Consider the following 16,335-nt stretch of genomic DNA (forward strand, 5'->3'; position numbering starts at 1 on the left):
ATGTATGAAAAAAGGCTTTTCTCTGGCGAGCGGCCGTTATACAGTTTTCGCGCTGCCGCAAAATCGGCAGCCGGGCGTAGGAACCCGTGTTACTTATTGGCGACACAACACGCGCCATGCGTGTTTTTTTACGTCGTTGCCTCAGTGCGCCATTTTTCAGCGCAGCGGTTCTTATTCCGCTGCGTAGTCAAAATAATGGTGGCTCAGGCGGGGCAGCCTTCGGGCTGGCCGGTTTCCAATAAGGCCGGTATTCCTACCCCCGTCTGGGCTACCACCCATGAGCGTAGGAACTCCGGTGGTAGCAGTAACCGCTACTTATTGGAGATTGTCCTCATGACAACGGCCCTTACTGCCGCTCACCCCGAATTCACCTTTATTTTTGCCGCCGTGCGCCGCACCGATGCCGCCGCACGTCCCTGTATGCTGCGCACCGTGGCAGGCGATGAGCGCAGCGCCCGCGCCAGCCTCGCCCGTGATTACGTCCTGTCCTTTGCCGGTCGCCTGCCGGTCAGGGCGGTGGCGGCATGAATACCCTTTCCCGGCACCTGAATAACCATGACACCTACCCCATTCCCCACGCTGACTATCTGCGCCTGCTGCACGCGCACACGGTCGGCGTGACCGTGCTCGATATGTTCGACTCGGTGAACTGCCTGAGTGCGCGCGGTTGCGTACCGGACGGCGCGGCGCTGGCCTCGGTCGTCGCCCTGCTCACCGACCAGCTCGGTAAAGTCGTTGAAACCTGTGAATCCCGCATGTTAGCCACGGAGGCCCGCCATGATGACCGTTAATCACTCCTGCCTGCCCGTTGAGGTACGCACCGCCGTTTACCGCCGCGCGCTGGCGCAGGGCTATCTGAATGCCTGTAAAAGCCTCGGCATCACCGTATCCGCCACGCTCGATGAGTTGCAGATGACCATCGCCCTTGAGTTGGAGGGCTTCTATGTGCGCCGTCACGGCCCCGATGCGGGCATGGAGATGGCCTGCACCATGCTGGGCGATATGGTCGAGCCCGACCTGCTGACCGCGCCGCCGCGCCTGACGCAGCTCGGCGTCACCATGATGGATGAGCTGTTCCGCAGCCAGCTTGCGGCCGCCAGCCGCACCACGCTGCACTGAGGAAGGAGGCGCACATGAAACATATCGTCTCTGACACCGTAAAGGCGGCTACCGGACTCTGGCCGCAGCTCCTGCCCGCCCTCGGCATCAGCGTGCACGCCGGGGGGCGGCACGGTGCCTGCCCGGTGTGTGGCGGCAAAGACCGCTTCCGCTTTGATAATCAGGACGGGCGCGGAACATGGCTGTGTAACCAGTGCGGGGCCGGTGACGGCCTTAACCTGGTGGAAAAGGCGCTTGACGTCTGTGCTAAAGAGGCCGCCATGAAGGTGGCCGGGATGCTCGGCACGCTGCCGGAGTCCGCCCCGGCTGTGACGGATGACGCCGCCGACCGAACCCGCGCGCAGGCAGACGCCGCCATACGGGCGCAGGCGCTTATCGCTGCCGCCGTCAGCCACACGGACAACGCCTACCTATCATCGAAAGGGCTGCACGGCACGCTGGCGCTGACGCTTTCTGATGCGCTGCGCTGTGGTGGCATCAGCTTTGCCGCCGGGGATGTGCTCATCCCGCTGACCGGCGAAGACGGCACGCCCGTTAACGTGCAGCTCATCAGCGCCGCAGGCGACAAGCGCACCCTGCCCGGCGGGCAGGTGAAAGGCACGTACTGGCTGGCAGGCGAGCCGGACGGCAAAACGCTGTGGCTCACAGAAGGGTACGCCACCGGCCTGACCGTACACCGGCTGACCGGGCAGGCGGTTTACGTGGCGCTGAGCGCCAACAACCTGCCCGCGCTGGCAAAGCGGCTGCGTGATTCACATCCTGATGCGCTGATGCTGATTGCCGCCGACCGTGACGACAACGGCACCGGCCAGCTAAAGGCAGAGGAAGCGGCGAAAGCCTGTGGCGGGAAAGCCGCCCTGCCGCCGGTTACAGGTGACTGGAATGATGTGTGGCAGGTGCAGGGCGATATCGCCACGCAGGCGCAGCTTACCGCCTTCACGCAGCCACAGCCGCTCAGCCCGTTTGAATCCGTCAGCGAGGCCGACCTGAAGGCCATGAGCGCCAGCCAGAAGGCGGAGCTGCTGGTCGCCCACTACGGGCAGGCGCTGGCCGTGCCGCCGGTCGGGGAGGAAATCTGCCGCTATGAAAACGGCGCATGGCAGGTGATGGAGGCGAAGACGCTGCGCCGGGAAATTGCCGCGCTGTTTCAGAAGGTGCGCGCGCCGTTCTCGGCCGCCGGTATCGGCAGCGTGCTCGACACGCTCAAGCTGATGGTGCCGCAGATGGGGGAACCATCCCGCCGCCTGATTGGCTTCCGTAACGGCGTGTTTGATACCGCCACCGGCATGTTCAGCCCGCACCGCCGCGAGCACTGGCTGCGCACGGTGAACAGCGTGGACTACACCGCGCCGCGTGCGGGTGAAAACCTCGCAGACCACGCTCCGGCATTCTGGCGCTGGTTAACGCGGGCCGCCGGACACAGTCACGACAAGCAGGAGCGCATCCTCGCGGCGTTATTTATGGTGCTGGCAAACCGCTATGACTGGCAGATGTTTCTTGAGGTGACCGGCCCCGGCGGCAGCGGCAAGAGCGTGATGGCCTCCATTGCAACTATGCTGGCCGGAAAAGACAACACCACGTCCGCCACCATCGACACGCTGGAATCCTCACGCGAGCGCGCCAGCGTGGTGGGCTTCTCGCTGATTATCCTGCCTGACCAGGAGAAATGGAGCGGCGACGGCGCGGGCATCAAGGCGATTACCGGCGGCGACGCGGTGGCAATCGACCCGAAATACCGTGACGCCTATTCGGCACACATCCCGGCGGTGATTCTGGCGGTGAACAACAACCCGATGCGCTTCAGCGACCGCAGCGGCGGCGTGTCGCGTCGCCGGGTGATCCTGACCTTCCCGGAGGTGATACCGGCAAAGGAGCGTGACCCGCAGTTACTGGACAAAATCAGCACCGAGCTGGCCGTTATCGTGCGCCACCTGATGCAACGTTTCAGTCAGCCGGAGGAGGCCCGCGCGCTGTTACAGGCGCAGCAGACGTCCGGCGAGGCGCTGGAGATTAAACGCCAGGCTGACCCGCTGGTCGATTTCTGCGCCTACCTGATGCCGATAAGCACCGCGACCGGTCTGTTTATGGGGAACGCCAATATCCGCCCGCTGAATCCGAAGCGCTACCTCTATCATGCCTATCTGTCGTTTATGGAATCGCGCGGCCATCAGCACCCGCTGAGCCTGACCGCATTCGGCCAGGCGGTGCCGCAGACGCTGAAGGAATATGAGCGGATACTGCTGAAGCGCCGGACGAATAACGGCGTCCAGACCAATCTCACGTTACATGAGGACAGCGAGGCCGACTGGCTGCCAGCATGTAGCCAGTAAACCCCGCAGCAAACGAACCGGCTCAGGCCGGTTTTTTACATCTCACCCCGGAGTGATCACTCCATATGAACACAAGTGTACACACAGCCCTTCGCCCTTCACCGAATAACTTACTGATTTAAAATGATTAAAATCAAAAGTGAACAGTGTGAACACTTTTTCCTAAAATCTTTTTATTTAGCAAAGCGCTTAGCAAACTCATAGGGGGATACATAAGACCCACTATTACTGTCTAAATAATCAGCCCACCATTGCACCATAAGTCGCCTTTCTTCTAAATGTTCTGCTTTATGGATGTAAGCAGCCCTTACTCCATTCCTTTCCTGGTGACTCATCTGTCTTTCTACTGCATCACGTGACCACAGACCGGACTCAACTAGGGCGCTACATGCCATCGCCCGGAAACCATGTCCACACACTTCGGTTTTCGTGTCATATCCCATTCCACGCAATGCGCTGTTGATTGTGTTTTCACTCATGGGTTTTGTAGAACGATGGTCGCCGGGGAAAACCAGATCATTGCCACCACTTAATAGTTTTATCTCTTCCAGCAAAGACAAAGCCTGGTTTGATAATGGTACTAAATGAATAGTTCGCATTTTTGAGCCACGATGAGAGTGTTTGACACCTTCAATTGCTACGCGCTCAGCAGGGATAGTCCAAAGTGCTTTTTTGAAATCAATTTCACTCCACCGGGCAAACCTCAGCTCACTGGAGCGAATAAATACATACAAACTGAGATGAAGAGCCAAACGAGTAAGAAGACGACCTTTATGATTTTCAATACGCTGGAAAAAATTGGGCAGATACTCAAGGGGTAAAGCTGGTCTGTGCGTCGCTTTTCTCGTCGCAATGGCACCAGCAAGGTCTTGAGCCGGATTTCTATCAATGAGAGCGCTTTGGACAGCAAAACGCATGATAGCCGTGACGCGCTGCTGTAAACGAGACGCGACATCCAAACGCCCACTTTGCTCAACCTCACGTAAAGGAACTAAAAGATCACGCGTTGTTAATTCCGCAATATTCCTTTTCCCGATTGCAGGCAAAATACCGCGTTCCAGATCTCGCCATACCCTTTCCGAATGCCCGGCTGACCATCGCTTATTGCTTTGATGCCAATCTCTCGCCACCTTTTCAAAAGTATTAAGAGCCGCTATTTCTTGCTCTTTAACCTCTTCTTTTCTGGCGTTTGGGCTGATGCCCTCGGCCAACAAAAGGCGGATTTCATCACGCTTCTCACGGGCTTTAGCAAGGGAAACCAGAGGATATGCGCCTAACGCTAACCTGCTCTCTTTGCCTTCAAAACGATACTTGATATACCAGCGCTTTGAGCCGGTTGGTTTGATAAGAAGATACATTCCATGACCATCAGTCAACTTGTACTCTTTTTCGCGAGGCTTTGCGGTACGGGCCGCGACGTCTGTTAAAGGCATAATTGGGGGTCAATAGTTTATCGAAGCGAATTGACCCTCATTCTGACCCCCAAAAATGCTGGATGTCAACGGATGCCCCCGGACGGGTGAGGACGGTAATATAAGTATAGATATTGATTTTAAATGATTTTCGGATGGTTACGGACGAACTAGGATGATGACTTGGTGCCGAAGGCCGGACTCGAACCGGCACGTATTTCTACGGTTGATTTTGAATCAACTGCGTCTACCGATTTCGCCACTTCGGCACTGAAGAGGATGCGGAAAACGTTGGGGATTATACCGTTACAGACAAGGCACGCAACCGGAATCAATGGGAGTGTGCGCCAAGCGTTGAAAAAAGCAGCGTTTCCCTTCTTCCTCCCCCCGCACACCCGGCTTAAAAGCCAGAACAATCTCAATCTCCCCTGCATCCTGGAACTTTCTTAGCTCTCCCCTTTCTTAAGCAAAACTGACATCAGTCAGCCATTAAAGAAAAAATGAGGTTGAGATGAATACAACAACACAACGTGTGATTTGGGGATTGGGTATGGCGGCGGCGCTGGTGGCGGGTAGCGCATCGGCGGCGAGCTGGCAGGATCAACTGAGCAGCGCGGCATCACAGCTGAGCCAGCAAAATAGCACCACCACTGCAACCAGCGGAACGCAGACCGGCGGGATGTCGCTCTCTTCCATCACCGGGCTGCTGAACGGCGGTGATAAAGCGGTGAGCGCCAACAGCATGACCAATGCCGCCGGTGTGATGCAGTATTGTGTTGAGCACAACGTAGTGAAGAACAATGTGCAGTCGGTGAAAGACCAGGTAATGAGCAAGCTCGGTCTGAACAGCACCACCGCGCAGGCACAGACCACGGATTATCAGCAGGGCGTGCAGGGCTTACTGAACGCCGGCAACGGTCAGCAGCTCAACCTCGAAACCCTGAGCAATTCCGCCATGGGCGAGAAGCTGAAAACCAAAGCCTGTGACGTGGTGTTGAAGCAGGGTAAAAAATATATCGGGGTGTAATCGATTCCGGGGCAGCGCGAGGCGCACAGGCAAGCTGTCCCTTGCCTGTGCGTTTATCGCGCTCTCCCCTTCCCCGGCAAAATCGCACGTCCGTGCTGCCTGTCACGTCCTTCCCTCGCACTGTGATTTCCCCGCAACACCATTAACGTTATAGTGGCGTTTTGGATCACATAGGACAGCGCGCATGAAAGGCATCAACATTGCGATTTACTTCGATCCCGACCTGATTCGCATTTGCGTACATCAGCAGGACGGCAGCTACCTGAGCCACAACTTCAATTACGAAGACAGCGTAATTGAAGAGATTTACCAGTGGCTGGAGCAGTTCACCCCCAATCGCACCCATATTTGCCTGATTGAGCATGACACCGCCGATATCCTTGCGGATGAGCTGGTGGATAACGGTTATCACGTCCATCAGGTGAGCCAGCATGATTTACTGGACTGGTTTGCCAGCGAGCCACCCTCCACGCCAGATGGATCGCCGGTACGCGCTCTGCTGCGTTATCTGGAGGAGGAAAAGCCAGAGGAATACCAGTCACGTACGCCGCAGATTGAAGCGCTGATGGATATGCTGGATGAGCTGGACGAACTTGAAGCGGTGGAAGAAGCCGAAGATGAGGACAGCCTGCCGGATGATGTTCTGCGCCTGATGAAGCAGAAAAAAATCAGCGCCAACGATGCGGCGCAGCGGCTGATACCGGATGTGAACGAGCGTATTCGCGAGCATCTGATCCAATATCCGGACCTGATGACGCCCGAGCTGCTGGAAGACTTTTTCCCGGAGCTGATTGAAGCGCTGGATCGTCCGAAACACTAAACACACGCCCGCACAAGATTTGCCACGTTGTCTCCGTAAACTGTGCCACGCGCTGATATGTCATCGGCGCGTCTACATCAGAAGGAATCGACATGCTGGAACTTTTCAAAGCCATTGGCCTTGGGCTGGTGGTCATTCTGCCCCTCGCTAACCCACTCACCACCGTGGCGCTGTTTCTTGGCCTCGCTGGCGATATGAATTTTCAGGAACGCAACCGCCAGGCCATGCAGGCCTCCATCTATGTTTTCCTGATTATGATGGTGGCCTGGTATGCCGGTACCGCGGTACTTCATACCTTTGGCATCTCCATCCCTGGCCTGCGCATGGCAGGTGGATTGATTGTCGCCTTTATTGGCTTTCGTATGCTGTTTCCCGCCAAACCCGTTGGCCATTCGGTGGAGGCCAAACATAAACAGGATGAAATGGACTCCAGCGACAGCCATAGCGAAAGCGTGAATATCGCCTTTGTGCCGCTGGCGATGCCCAGCACCGCCGGTCCGGGAACCATTGCGATGATCATCAGCTCGGCATCAACGATACGCAGCGGCGTTGATTTCCCTGGCTGGGTAGTGGCCGTGGCACCGGTGATGATCTTCTTTTTAGTTTCGGTGATTTTGTGGATATCGCTGCGCAGTTCTGGCGCGATTATGAAGCTGGTGGGGAAAGGCGGTATTGAGGCGATTTCACGCCTGATGGGCTTCCTGCTGGTGTGTATGGGCGTGCAGTTTATTATCAACGGCGTGCTGGAAGTGATACATACCTATCAGTGAATTTCCGCACCACACCGTAATTGCGCGATAATTCGCGCCGCTACGATGAGGTGCGGTTTAGAACACGGTTATTCGTGCTTCAGCGTCTTACGCACTTCAGTCACCTGATCTTTGGTGACTGCCGGTGCGTTGTTGCTCCAGCCCTGACGGATAAAGGTTGCCAGCTGCGCCACTTCCTCATCACTCAGACGATTAGCGAAGCCAGGCATCAACAAAGTTGACGCCGTCTTCTCTGTCGATGGCTGCTGCGCACCGGCCAGAATGGTATGGATCAGCCCGGTTGGATCTTTGGCATTCACGATAGTGGCCTGATCCAGTTCCGGGAACACACCCGGTGCACCTTTACCGGTGACAAAATGGCACGCACCACAGTTGTCGAGATACAGACGCTCACCTTCTGACAGGTTTTTCCCTGCGGTCAGCTTCGCTTCCGTCGCCTGCTGAGCCTGCACGTTATACGCCTGCAACGGTGGGTTACCCCCCAGGAACTTCAGGTAGGCCGCGATGGCTTTCAGGTCAGCATCGGTCATGTGCGAGCTGCTGTGCTCAATCACCGACTTCATCTCACCGCCCACTGCCGCTTTATCGTTACGGCCAGTTTGCAGGTAATCAACGATCTCCTGCTCACTCCAGCGCGGCAGACCACGCAGGGACGGCACATCCCAGTTGTTCAGGCTACCGCCCGCCAGGAACTGCGCATCGCTGCTGTCGAGTGCTTTCTCGTTCATACCGAAGCCGCGCGGCGTATGGCAGCTGCCGCAGTGGCCGAGGCTCTCAACGATGTACGCACCACGGTTCACCTCTTCCGAAGCGCCACCAATCGGCTGGAACGGCTTATCAGAAGTGAACGCCCAGTTCCAGAAACGCATGCCCCAGCGCTGGCTGAACGGGAAGCTCAGTTTGGTTTCCGGCGGTTGCTCTGCACTCGGTTTCACGCCCTGCATAAAGTAGACATACAACGCGTGCATATCTTCATCGCTGATTTTGGCGTAATCCGGGTACGGCATCGCCGGGTAGAGACGCGAGCCATCCGGCAGCACGCCTTTACGTACCGCGTCGGAGAACTGCTGCTCGGTATAGTTACCGATACCGTGCTCTTTATCCGGTGTGATATTGGTGGAGTAGATGGTGCCAAGATTCGACTCAATCGCCAGGCCACCGGCATAGTCCGGCTTACCCGCAACCGAGTGGCAGGCCATACAGTCGCCGAGGCGCGACAGGTATTCACCCTTTTTGATCAGTTGAGCATCATCTGCCGCGTGCGCCTGTACTGCAAGACTTCCCAGCAGTACGGCATTAGCAATTAACAATGATTTTAATTTCATGCGCTTATGCCTGTACCAGTGGACCGGGGTTTTTCAGATACTGTTCTTTGATTGCCTGTGCCGCCATCAGGGTGATCGCACCGATGGTATCGGTCGGGTTCGCCTGGAAGTTCTGCGGGAAGGCGTTTCCGCCCGGTACAAACACGTTATGCACGTCCCAGCTTTGCAGGTACTTGTTCAGCGCGGAGGTTCTTGGGTTGTCGCCCATCACCGCACCGCCCACGTTGTGGGTGGAAACGTATTTGGTCAGGTCAAAGTCAGCGCCCATTGGCAGGAAGCTCATGCTCATGCTATCCGGATTCAGTTCTTTGGCGATGTTGCCCACGATGCCTTTCAGATGCTGCTGAAGCTTCAACTCGTTCTCTTTCCAGTTGAAGGTCATACGCAGCAGCGGATTGCCACGGTGGTCGGTGTAATGCGGATCCAGATCGAGGTAGATATCACGGTACGACTGGCAGGTCGTGGTGATACTGATCTTCATCGAATGGTTGTACCACTGCTCCAGACCTTCCTTGTAGCCCATACCCCAGCTCGGCGTACCTTTCGGCAGCGAGGTGGCGATTGGCGTACCGGTCGCCTGCGAACTGTGGATCTTGGCACCACCGAGGAAGCCGAGGCCAGGGCCATCGAAGTTACCCGGGGAGATGTCGTTAAACATCTGGCCAGTCGCGCCTGCGGTCGCGAATGAGTTGAAGTTTTTGTCTTTGAAGAACAGGGTCGCGCCGCCGTTGGACAGGAACGCATAGTTACGTCCTACCACGCCTTCCTCGGTGATCGGGTTGTACGGTTTACCGATACCGGACAGCAACATCAGACGTACGTTGTAGAGCTGGAAGCTGGAGAGCACCACGATCTTCGCTGGCTGGAATACTTCGTTGCCATCGACATCGTAGTAAATCACGCCTTTCGCGGTTTTCTTATCATCATGCAACACCACCTTCACCACTTCGGCGTGCACTTCGTAAGAGAAGTTCGGCATACGCTTCAGTGCGTCCATCACGGCGGTTTGCGGTGAGGCTTTGGAGTAGTTCAGGCACGGATATTTCGAGCAGTAACCGCAGTAGTTACAAGGCGCGATGGTATTGCCATACGGGTTTTTCCACGCGCGTGACACGCAAGCGGACGGGTTCGGGAACGGATGGTAACCCAGTTTGGTGGCTGCTTCCTTGAACATCACGTTGTTCAGCGTATCTTCCAGCGCTGGCAGCGGATAAGGCTCAGAGCGAGGACCTTCAAACGGGTCACCGCCTTCGAGGATCTGACCGCGCAGGTTACCGGTGTTGCCGGACTGACCGCAGATCTTCTCAAATTTGGTGTAATACGGCTCGATCTCGTCCCAGGTGAACGGGAAGTCCATCACGCGCATATCTTCCTGCAGAACACCCGGCTTATAAGCCTGATCGGCGTAGGTCTTCAGTTTGATATCGGTTGGGGTCGGACGAATCAATACCGCCGTCCAGTGCATACCCGCACCACCTACCCCGGTACCCGGTGCAAACGCGCCCCATTTACGGGTCGGTAGCGCCGTTTGGTCCATGTTGTAACGCACGGTGACCGCCACTTCTTTTGGCGTGGCAAATACCTTGTTACGTACGTTATAGGCGTATTCATCGGCCGGTTTCGGGTAGGCGAATTCGGGATAATCGCGCTCACCGCCGCGCTCCAGCGCGCGAACTTCCAGACCGGCCAGCGCCAGTTCAATGCTCATTAACGAGCCTGCCCAGCCGAGGCCGCAGACAACGACGTCGACTTCTTTTTTAGTAATCTGTGCCATGTTATTCCTGTCTCAAATACCTGATGCGAAACGCAATTACGCGCGCTCACCCATAATGCTGACCGGGCCAAGCGGGTACGGTACGTTGTGCTGTTTAACCCACTCGGTGAAGCTGGCGCGTGCGCCAGGGAAGCCGATGGCAATCCAGGCTTTCATGCCCTTGTTGCCGCCGTACATCGGATCAGCGAGGTAGCCATGTTTGGTATCTGCAAGCAGTTGGCTAAAGAACTGGGAGGCTTTCAGGTTCGGCTCGCCCAATGCAGCGAAGTCGATACCATCATTCTTGTTAACTTTGGTGAGAACCGCGTCTTTCTCTTCCAGAGTCAGCTCATGAAACGCTTTCTGGTAGCTGCTCTGCGTCCACTGATTCACCAGCTTGATACCGGTGTGGTACATCTGCTGCGGTGTGAACGGGATCTGGTAACCCATGGTGGCTGGCGCATGCACGTCAAACGGACCCTGCATGTAGATTTCATCGCCAAACTCCGGGCTGTGCAGCTGCTGGTCGATAAAGATCGGTACGTTCGTTTCCAGTGCTCCGGGTGCTTTGCCATTTCCCCCGGCGGGGATCAGGCGATCGGTGGCGGCAAGGATAAATTGCCACTCATCAGCGCTGAAAAAGATCGGTTTATAGTCGGCAAGTTCCGGTGCTGCCATTTCCGCAGCCTGGGCCGCAGTTAATCCCTTAAATACCAGGTCACTTAATGGCAAAGCCAAAAGCGACCCAAGCAGAAATTTACGTCTGGTGGTCGGTTTTTGTAGAAGCATGGCCTGACGACTCTCACTTGCTAAGAAAGATAATTATTTTTGTTAATGGCTTAATTAATCGGTAAACAACCTGGCAATCTTAGGCATACAGATATTTCAAAGTGTAAGAGTTAAATTAAAAATGTGTTTTGATGAGAAACCATCATGATGTTGAATTTTGGTTACGGGCTGGTAAAGCGCTTTCGAGGCGAGAATTTCCGTTTTATCCGTACAAACGTCAGGTTTTTGTACGAATCGACTGTGCAAATGACCAAAACAATTTACGTATCGCAATAATACCGTGAATTAATCGATAAAAAGAAATCACACTTCCATACAAGAGAATTATTCTCATTAATAACATTCTATTTACTTAATAGAAACACCACCTCCATATCTATTTCTGAAAAATGACAGGCAGCGCACAAAATAAGCGAAATAATTGAACACCGAAACGAATTGTTAATTTCTGGCACAGCTCAGAACAAACCGGCATTTTGCCCTGGCAACCTCAGCGATAGAGTCTGTTAATCAATCACTCAGGATAACCATAATGCGATCATTCGTTTTGTTACTGGCGTTAATGGGTAGCGCCTTTGCCTTACAGGCGGCAACGCCGAAAGACACGCTGGTTGTGGCGGTACCGCTCGACGGCATTATCAGCTTCGACCCCGCCGAAAGCTTTGAAACCATCAGCAACAGCGTCCAGCGTAATCTGTATCAGACGCTGGTAGAGGCGGACCGTGATACACCACAGAAACTCGCGCCACTGCTGGCCACCTCCTGGCAACCGGGCAGCAATGCGCACAGCCTGGTATTCAGCCTGAAACAGGGAGCGCATTTCTCCAGCGGCAATCCAGTGACCGCCCAGGATGTGGTGTTCTCACTCACCCGGGCTGTGCAACTCAACAAAGCGCCATCGTTTATTCTCGCGGAGTTTGGCTGGACGCCGGACAATATCGCCGGACAGTTTAAGGTGCTGAACGACCACCAGCTGGAAATTCAGTGGCCAGCGGCGATTGGTCAGGACCTGGCGCTGCGCCTGCTGACCGCGCCAGTGGCTTCCATTGTCGACAGCAAAACGGTGCAGCAGCACGCCAGCAATCAGGATCTGGGCAACGGCTGGCTGCATACCCATTCCGCCGGCAGCGCGGCTTTTGTGATTCAACAATATGTCCCGCAGCAGGCATTAGTGTTGACCGCTAACCCCCAGGCACAACCCCAGCCGCATCTGCACCGTATCCTGCTGAAAGGCGTGGCTGATGCCGGTGCGCGTCGTCTGCTGATTCAGCAGGGGGATGTCGATGTCGCCTACCAGCTCGGCCCCGATCAGATCGCCGCCCTGAAAAGTGATAAGAATCTGCGTATCGATGCCTTCCCCTCCAGCCTGGTGTATTACCTCGGCTTCAATACGCAGAATAAAGTACAACCGGCGCTCGGCAACCCGGCCCTGTGGCAGGCCGCTCGCTGGCTGGTGGATTATCACGCCATCACCGATCAATTGTTAAAAGGCCAATACGCAATTCATCAAAGCTTTCTGCCGCAGGGCTTTGACGGCGCGCTGGAGAACCAGCCGTTCCACTACGATGTGGCGAAAGCCAAACAGATTCTGCGCCAGGGCGGTATCCAGCCCGGCACCCGATTCTCACTGACGGTGATCAATCAGCCACCGTATATCGATGTAGCCCAGGCGCTACAGGCCAGTTTTGCCAAAGCGGATATTCAGATTGAGCTACAACCGGTGGCGGAATCGGAGCTGTGGAGCAAAATGCGTGGGCGTGATTTCCAGTCGATTTTTATTTACTGGGGCGCTGACTATGTCGATCCTAATACCAACGCAAGCGCCTTTGCTTATAACGTTCCTGGCGGTTCCAAAACCCTGGCCTGGCGCGTTGGCTGGGAAATCCCGGACTTAAGCGCCAAAACCCGTGCCGCAGCCGGAGAAAGCGATGCCGCCAAACGCCGTCAGCTTTACACCGAGTTGCAGCAGTCATTGCAGCAAAACTCACCGTTTGTCATCACCTTGCAAGGGGCACAGCAGGTGGCGGTGCGCAACAATATCGACCATGTGCAACAGGGGATCGGCGTCAGCCTGCTGTATTTCGATACGGTAGAAAAACACTAATCTGTTACGTAGCGGCTGGCGCACCTTTGCTATTCTTTCAGGCATAACCATTTGCCTGAAAGAGAAAAATCATGACCAGCCCGCTGCTGATTGCACAAACCCCGGAAGTGAAACTCCATCTGTTACCGCAGATGGCCAACCGCCATGGCCTGATTACCGGTGCAACCGGTACCGGTAAAACGGTCACGCTGCAAAAGCTGGCGGAGTCGTTCTCCTCGATTGGCGTGCCGGTCTTTATGGCCGATGTGAAAGGCGATCTGACCGGCGTGGCCGCAGAAGGCGAAGGCTCGGAGAAGCTGCTGGCGCGCCTCGCGAAGATCGGGGTCACCGACTGGCAGGCACAGCGTAATCCGGTGATGCTGTGGGATATCTTTGGCGAGAAAGGCCATCCGGTACGCGCGACGGTGTCCGATCTCGGCCCGCTGCTGCTGGCGCGTTTGCTTAACCTTAATGAGGTGCAGAGTGGCGTGCTGCAAATCATCTTCCGCATCGCCGACGATCAGGGCTTGTTGCTACTGGATTTCAAAGACCTGCGCGCCATGACGCAATATATCGGTGACAACGCCAAATCCTTCCAGACGCAATACGGCAACATCAACAGTGCCTCGGTCGGTGCTATCCAGCGCGGTCTGCTGGCGCTGGAACAGCAAGGTGCGGAACATTTCTTTGGCGAACCGATGCTGGATATCCGCGACTGGATGCGCTGCGACGACCAGGGCAACGGCTTTATCAACATCCTCTCCGCTGAAAAGCTCTATCAGATGCCCAAACTCTACGCGACCAGCCTGCTGTGGCTGCTGGCGGAGTTGTATGAACAATTGCCGGAGGCGGGCGATCTCGATAAACCGAAAATGGTGTTCTTCTTCGATGAAGCCCATCTGCTGTTTAATGACGCCCCTGCGGTGCTGCTGGAAAAAGTGGAACAGGTGATTCGCCTGATCCGTTCCAAAGGCGTCGGCGTCTATTTTGTCACGCAGAATCCTGGCGATATTCCTGACAGCGTGCTGGGCCAGCTGGGGAACCGGGTACAGCATGCGCTACGCGCGTTCACCCCTAAAGATCAGAAAGCGGTGAAAACCGCTGCCGAAACCATGCGCGCCAATCCGGCATTTAATACCGTCGAAGCCATTCAGGCGCTCGGTACCGGCGAAGCACTGATTTCCTTCCTGGATGAAAAAGGCAGCCCGTCGATAGTCGAACGTGCGATGGTGATTGCACCGGGTTCGCGGATGGGTCCTGTTAGCAGCGATGAACGTAATGGGCTGATCAACCATTCGCCGCTATATGGCAAATACGATACTGAAGTTGATCGCGAATCTGCCTTTGAAATGCTGCAACAAGGATTTCAGGTTGCCACTGAGCAGGCCAGTGCGCCGGAAGCCAAAGGAAATAGCGTATCGGTCGATGATGGCATCCTCGGTGGTCTGAAAGATATCCTGTTCGGCAGCACCGGCCCTCGGGGCGGCAAACGTGATGGCGTGGTACAAACCATGGCGAAGAGCGCCACACGGCAAATTACCAATCAAATTATTCGCGGCGTGCTTGGCAGCCTGATGGGAGGTCGTCGTCGTTAGGGAGCGGTATATGGATAAACATCAACAGCTCAAACGGAGCAAGCGTCTGGCATTGTCGTTGCTGCTGATTGCCGCAGCGATTTTTGTCATCACCTTGTTTCTGCCGCCCAACTTCTGGGTGAGCGGCGTGAAGGCGATTGCGGAAGCGGCGATGGTGGGCGCACTGGCTGACTGGTTTGCCGTGGTCGCGCTATTCCGCCGCGTACCGGTGCCGTTTATTTCGCGCCACACCGCGATCATCCCCCGCAATAAGGACCGCATCGGCGAAAACCTTGGGCGCTTTGTGCAGGAAAAATTCCTCGATACCGATTCTCTGCTGGCGCTGATTCGGCGTCATGATCCGTCCCAAATGCTGGCGCAGTGGCTGAATGCGCCGGGTAACGCCGATCGCATTGGCCGCCATCTGTTGCAGGTGATGCGCGGCTTTCTCGATCTTACTGACGATGCACGAATTCAGCAGTTTCTGCGTCGGGCGGTGCATCGCGCTCTCGACAAAGTGGATCTCACGCAATCCGGCGCGCTGCTGCTGGAGAGCCTGACCAAAAACAATCGTCATCAGGAACTGCTGGATGCCGCAGTACAACAACTGCTGCGCCTGCTGCATAAACCGGGCACGCGGGAATTTATCGCCACGCAAATTGTTCGCTGGCTGAAACGTGAGCATCCGATTAAAGCCAAAATGCTGCCGACTGAGTGGCTCGGTGAGCACAGCGCCGATTTGGTGGCCAACGCGGTGGATTCGATTCTGGACGAAGTGGCACTCGATCAGGGACACGAATTTCGCCTTGGTTTTAACCGCGCAGTGGAACGATTGATTGCAAAGCTGAAAAACGATCCGGACATGGTGGAGCGTGCCGACGTCATCAAAAGCTGGTTAAAGGAAGATGAGTCGCTGAACCGTTATATCGGAGAATTGTGGCAGGATCTGCGCGGCTGGCTGAAGGAAGATCTGAGTAGCGATAACTCGCGCGTGCAGGAACGGGTCCGGCTGGCGGCGTTGTGGCTGGGGGAAACGCTGGCGGCCGATCAGGCGCTGCGTACCTCAATGAATCAGCATCTGGAAGATGCCGCGCGCAGCGTTGCACCCGAGTTTGCACAGTTTCTGACGCGCCATATCAGCGATACGGTAAAAAGCTGGGATGCCCGGGAGATGTCGCAGCAGATTGAGTTGAATATTGGCCGTGATTTGCAGTTTATCCGCATCAACGGCACGCTGGTGGGCGGTTCGATTGGGCTGGGCTTGTATCTGCTGTCGCAGCTACCAATGTTGATTGAGCATTTAAGCCATTCCCCGTAACGGCACGATTTATCG

At 55.8% G+C, this 16,335-nt stretch carries 14 protein-coding genes and 1 tRNA gene; 10 read left to right on the forward strand and 5 right to left on the reverse strand.

The window, feature by feature from the left end:
- The 4 genes from PW844_RS25250 to PW844_RS25265 are packed head-to-tail and all read left to right on the forward strand — an operon-like array spanning position 1 to position 3,449.
- Entirely contained in the window at positions 1-528 is a 528-nt protein-coding gene (locus PW844_RS25250) for a host cell division inhibitor Icd-like protein (RefSeq protein ID WP_299457675.1), read from the forward strand.
- The gene (locus PW844_RS25255; protein ID WP_299457676.1) at positions 525-791 is read left to right on the forward strand and encodes a hypothetical protein; all 267 of its coding nucleotides are present in this window, start codon (positions 525-527) and stop codon (positions 789-791) included. The genes PW844_RS25250 and PW844_RS25255 overlap by 4 nt, the downstream gene beginning before the upstream one ends.
- A complete protein-coding gene (locus tag PW844_RS25260) occupies positions 778-1,119 on the forward strand; it encodes a DUF5375 family protein (RefSeq protein WP_167141083.1) in 342 nt (113 codons plus the stop codon). Before PW844_RS25255 ends, PW844_RS25260 begins: the two co-directional genes overlap by 14 nt.
- Positions 1,120-1,133: 14 nt before the next feature.
- Positions 1,134-3,449: a primase-helicase zinc-binding domain-containing protein gene (locus PW844_RS25265; RefSeq protein WP_299457681.1), complete on the forward strand. Its 2,316-nt coding sequence runs from the start codon at positions 1,134-1,136 to the stop codon at positions 3,447-3,449.
- A gap of 173 nt (positions 3,450-3,622) precedes the next feature.
- On the opposite strand, the gene PW844_RS25270 is transcribed toward PW844_RS25265, so the two are convergent.
- Together PW844_RS25270 and PW844_RS25275 are read right to left on the reverse strand one after the other, a co-directional pair.
- Positions 3,623-4,882: an integrase arm-type DNA-binding domain-containing protein gene (locus PW844_RS25270; protein ID WP_299457683.1), complete on the reverse strand. Its 1,260-nt coding sequence runs from the start codon at positions 4,880-4,882 to the stop codon at positions 3,623-3,625.
- A gap of 163 nt (positions 4,883-5,045) precedes the next feature.
- Positions 5,046-5,130: transfer RNA gene (locus PW844_RS25275), tRNA-Leu, on the reverse strand.
- 242 nt (positions 5,131-5,372) lie between these two features.
- Here PW844_RS25275 and PW844_RS25280 point away from each other — a divergent pair.
- From PW844_RS25280 to PW844_RS25290, 3 genes are all read left to right on the forward strand, one after another.
- Entirely contained in the window at positions 5,373-5,888 is a 516-nt protein-coding gene (locus PW844_RS25280; protein ID WP_299457685.1) for a DUF2501 domain-containing protein, read from the forward strand.
- A 184-nt stretch (positions 5,889-6,072) separates the two neighbouring features.
- Entirely contained in the window at positions 6,073-6,708 is a 636-nt protein-coding gene (locus tag PW844_RS25285; RefSeq protein ID WP_299457687.1) for a hypothetical protein, read from the forward strand.
- 92 nt (positions 6,709-6,800) lie between these two features.
- Positions 6,801-7,478: a MarC family NAAT transporter gene (locus PW844_RS25290; RefSeq protein WP_299457689.1), complete on the forward strand. Its 678-nt coding sequence runs from the start codon at positions 6,801-6,803 to the stop codon at positions 7,476-7,478.
- Positions 7,479-7,546: 68 nt separating this feature from the next.
- Here the strand turns inward: PW844_RS25290 and PW844_RS25295 are convergent, their stop codons facing one another.
- From PW844_RS25295 to PW844_RS25305, 3 genes are read right to left on the reverse strand one after another with little or no spacing between them, the layout of a single operon-like run.
- The gene (locus tag PW844_RS25295; protein ID WP_299457691.1) at positions 7,547-8,803 is read right to left on the reverse strand and encodes a cytochrome c; all 1,257 of its coding nucleotides are present in this window, start codon (positions 8,801-8,803) and stop codon (positions 7,547-7,549) included.
- Positions 8,804-8,807: 4 nt separating this feature from the next.
- Positions 8,808-10,577 (reverse strand): GMC family oxidoreductase, encoded by a 1,770-nt coding sequence (locus tag PW844_RS25300; protein WP_299457694.1) that lies wholly within the window; start codon positions 10,575-10,577, stop codon positions 8,808-8,810.
- A 36-nt stretch (positions 10,578-10,613) separates the two neighbouring features.
- Positions 10,614-11,345, reverse strand: coding sequence for a gluconate 2-dehydrogenase subunit 3 family protein (locus tag PW844_RS25305; RefSeq protein WP_084872347.1), 732 nt, complete (start codon positions 11,343-11,345; stop codon positions 10,614-10,616).
- Between the two features lie 532 nt (positions 11,346-11,877).
- On the opposite strand from PW844_RS25305, the gene PW844_RS25310 reads away from it, so the two are divergent.
- The 3 genes from PW844_RS25310 to PW844_RS25320 all read left to right on the forward strand — a co-directional run bounded on the left by PW844_RS25310 (position 11,878) and on the right by PW844_RS25320 (position 16,320).
- On the forward strand, positions 11,878-13,449 hold the full coding sequence (locus PW844_RS25310) for an ABC transporter substrate-binding protein (RefSeq protein WP_299457698.1): 1,572 nt from the start codon (positions 11,878-11,880) through the stop codon (positions 13,447-13,449).
- Positions 13,450-13,520: 71 nt separating this feature from the next.
- The gene (locus PW844_RS25315) at positions 13,521-15,023 is read left to right on the forward strand and encodes a helicase HerA-like C-terminal domain-containing protein (RefSeq protein ID WP_299457700.1); all 1,503 of its coding nucleotides are present in this window, start codon (positions 13,521-13,523) and stop codon (positions 15,021-15,023) included.
- Positions 15,024-15,033: 10 nt separating this feature from the next.
- Positions 15,034-16,320 (forward strand): DUF445 domain-containing protein, encoded by a 1,287-nt coding sequence (locus PW844_RS25320; protein ID WP_299457702.1) that lies wholly within the window; start codon positions 15,034-15,036, stop codon positions 16,318-16,320.
- Positions 16,321-16,335: the final 15 nt, after the last annotated feature.

This window comes from Pantoea sp., assembly GCF_028283705.1.
Classification (GTDB): Bacteria; Pseudomonadota; Gammaproteobacteria; order Enterobacterales; family Enterobacteriaceae; genus Pantoea.

Coding starts and splice junctions, on each gene's coding strand:
- PW844_RS25250 (WP_299457675.1), top strand. CDS start 1: ATGTATGAAAAAAGGCTTTTCTCTGGCGAGCGGCCGTTATACAGTTTT.
- PW844_RS25255 (WP_299457676.1), top strand. CDS start 525: ATGAATACCCTTTCCCGGCACCTGAATAACCATGACACCTACCCCATT.
- PW844_RS25260 (WP_167141083.1), top strand. CDS start 778: ATGATGACCGTTAATCACTCCTGCCTGCCCGTTGAGGTACGCACCGCC.
- PW844_RS25265 (WP_299457681.1), top strand. CDS start 1,134: ATGAAACATATCGTCTCTGACACCGTAAAGGCGGCTACCGGACTCTGG.
- PW844_RS25270 (WP_299457683.1), bottom strand. CDS start 4,882: ATGCCTTTAACAGACGTCGCGGCCCGTACCGCAAAGCCTCGCGAAAAA.
- PW844_RS25280 (WP_299457685.1), top strand. CDS start 5,373: ATGAATACAACAACACAACGTGTGATTTGGGGATTGGGTATGGCGGCG.
- PW844_RS25285 (WP_299457687.1), top strand. CDS start 6,073: ATGAAAGGCATCAACATTGCGATTTACTTCGATCCCGACCTGATTCGC.
- PW844_RS25290 (WP_299457689.1), top strand. CDS start 6,801: ATGCTGGAACTTTTCAAAGCCATTGGCCTTGGGCTGGTGGTCATTCTG.
- PW844_RS25295 (WP_299457691.1), bottom strand. CDS start 8,803: ATGAAATTAAAATCATTGTTAATTGCTAATGCCGTACTGCTGGGAAGT.
- PW844_RS25300 (WP_299457694.1), bottom strand. CDS start 10,577: ATGGCACAGATTACTAAAAAAGAAGTCGACGTCGTTGTCTGCGGCCTC.
- PW844_RS25305 (WP_084872347.1), bottom strand. CDS start 11,345: ATGCTTCTACAAAAACCGACCACCAGACGTAAATTTCTGCTTGGGTCG.
- PW844_RS25310 (WP_299457698.1), top strand. CDS start 11,878: ATGCGATCATTCGTTTTGTTACTGGCGTTAATGGGTAGCGCCTTTGCC.
- PW844_RS25315 (WP_299457700.1), top strand. CDS start 13,521: ATGACCAGCCCGCTGCTGATTGCACAAACCCCGGAAGTGAAACTCCAT.
- PW844_RS25320 (WP_299457702.1), top strand. CDS start 15,034: ATGGATAAACATCAACAGCTCAAACGGAGCAAGCGTCTGGCATTGTCG.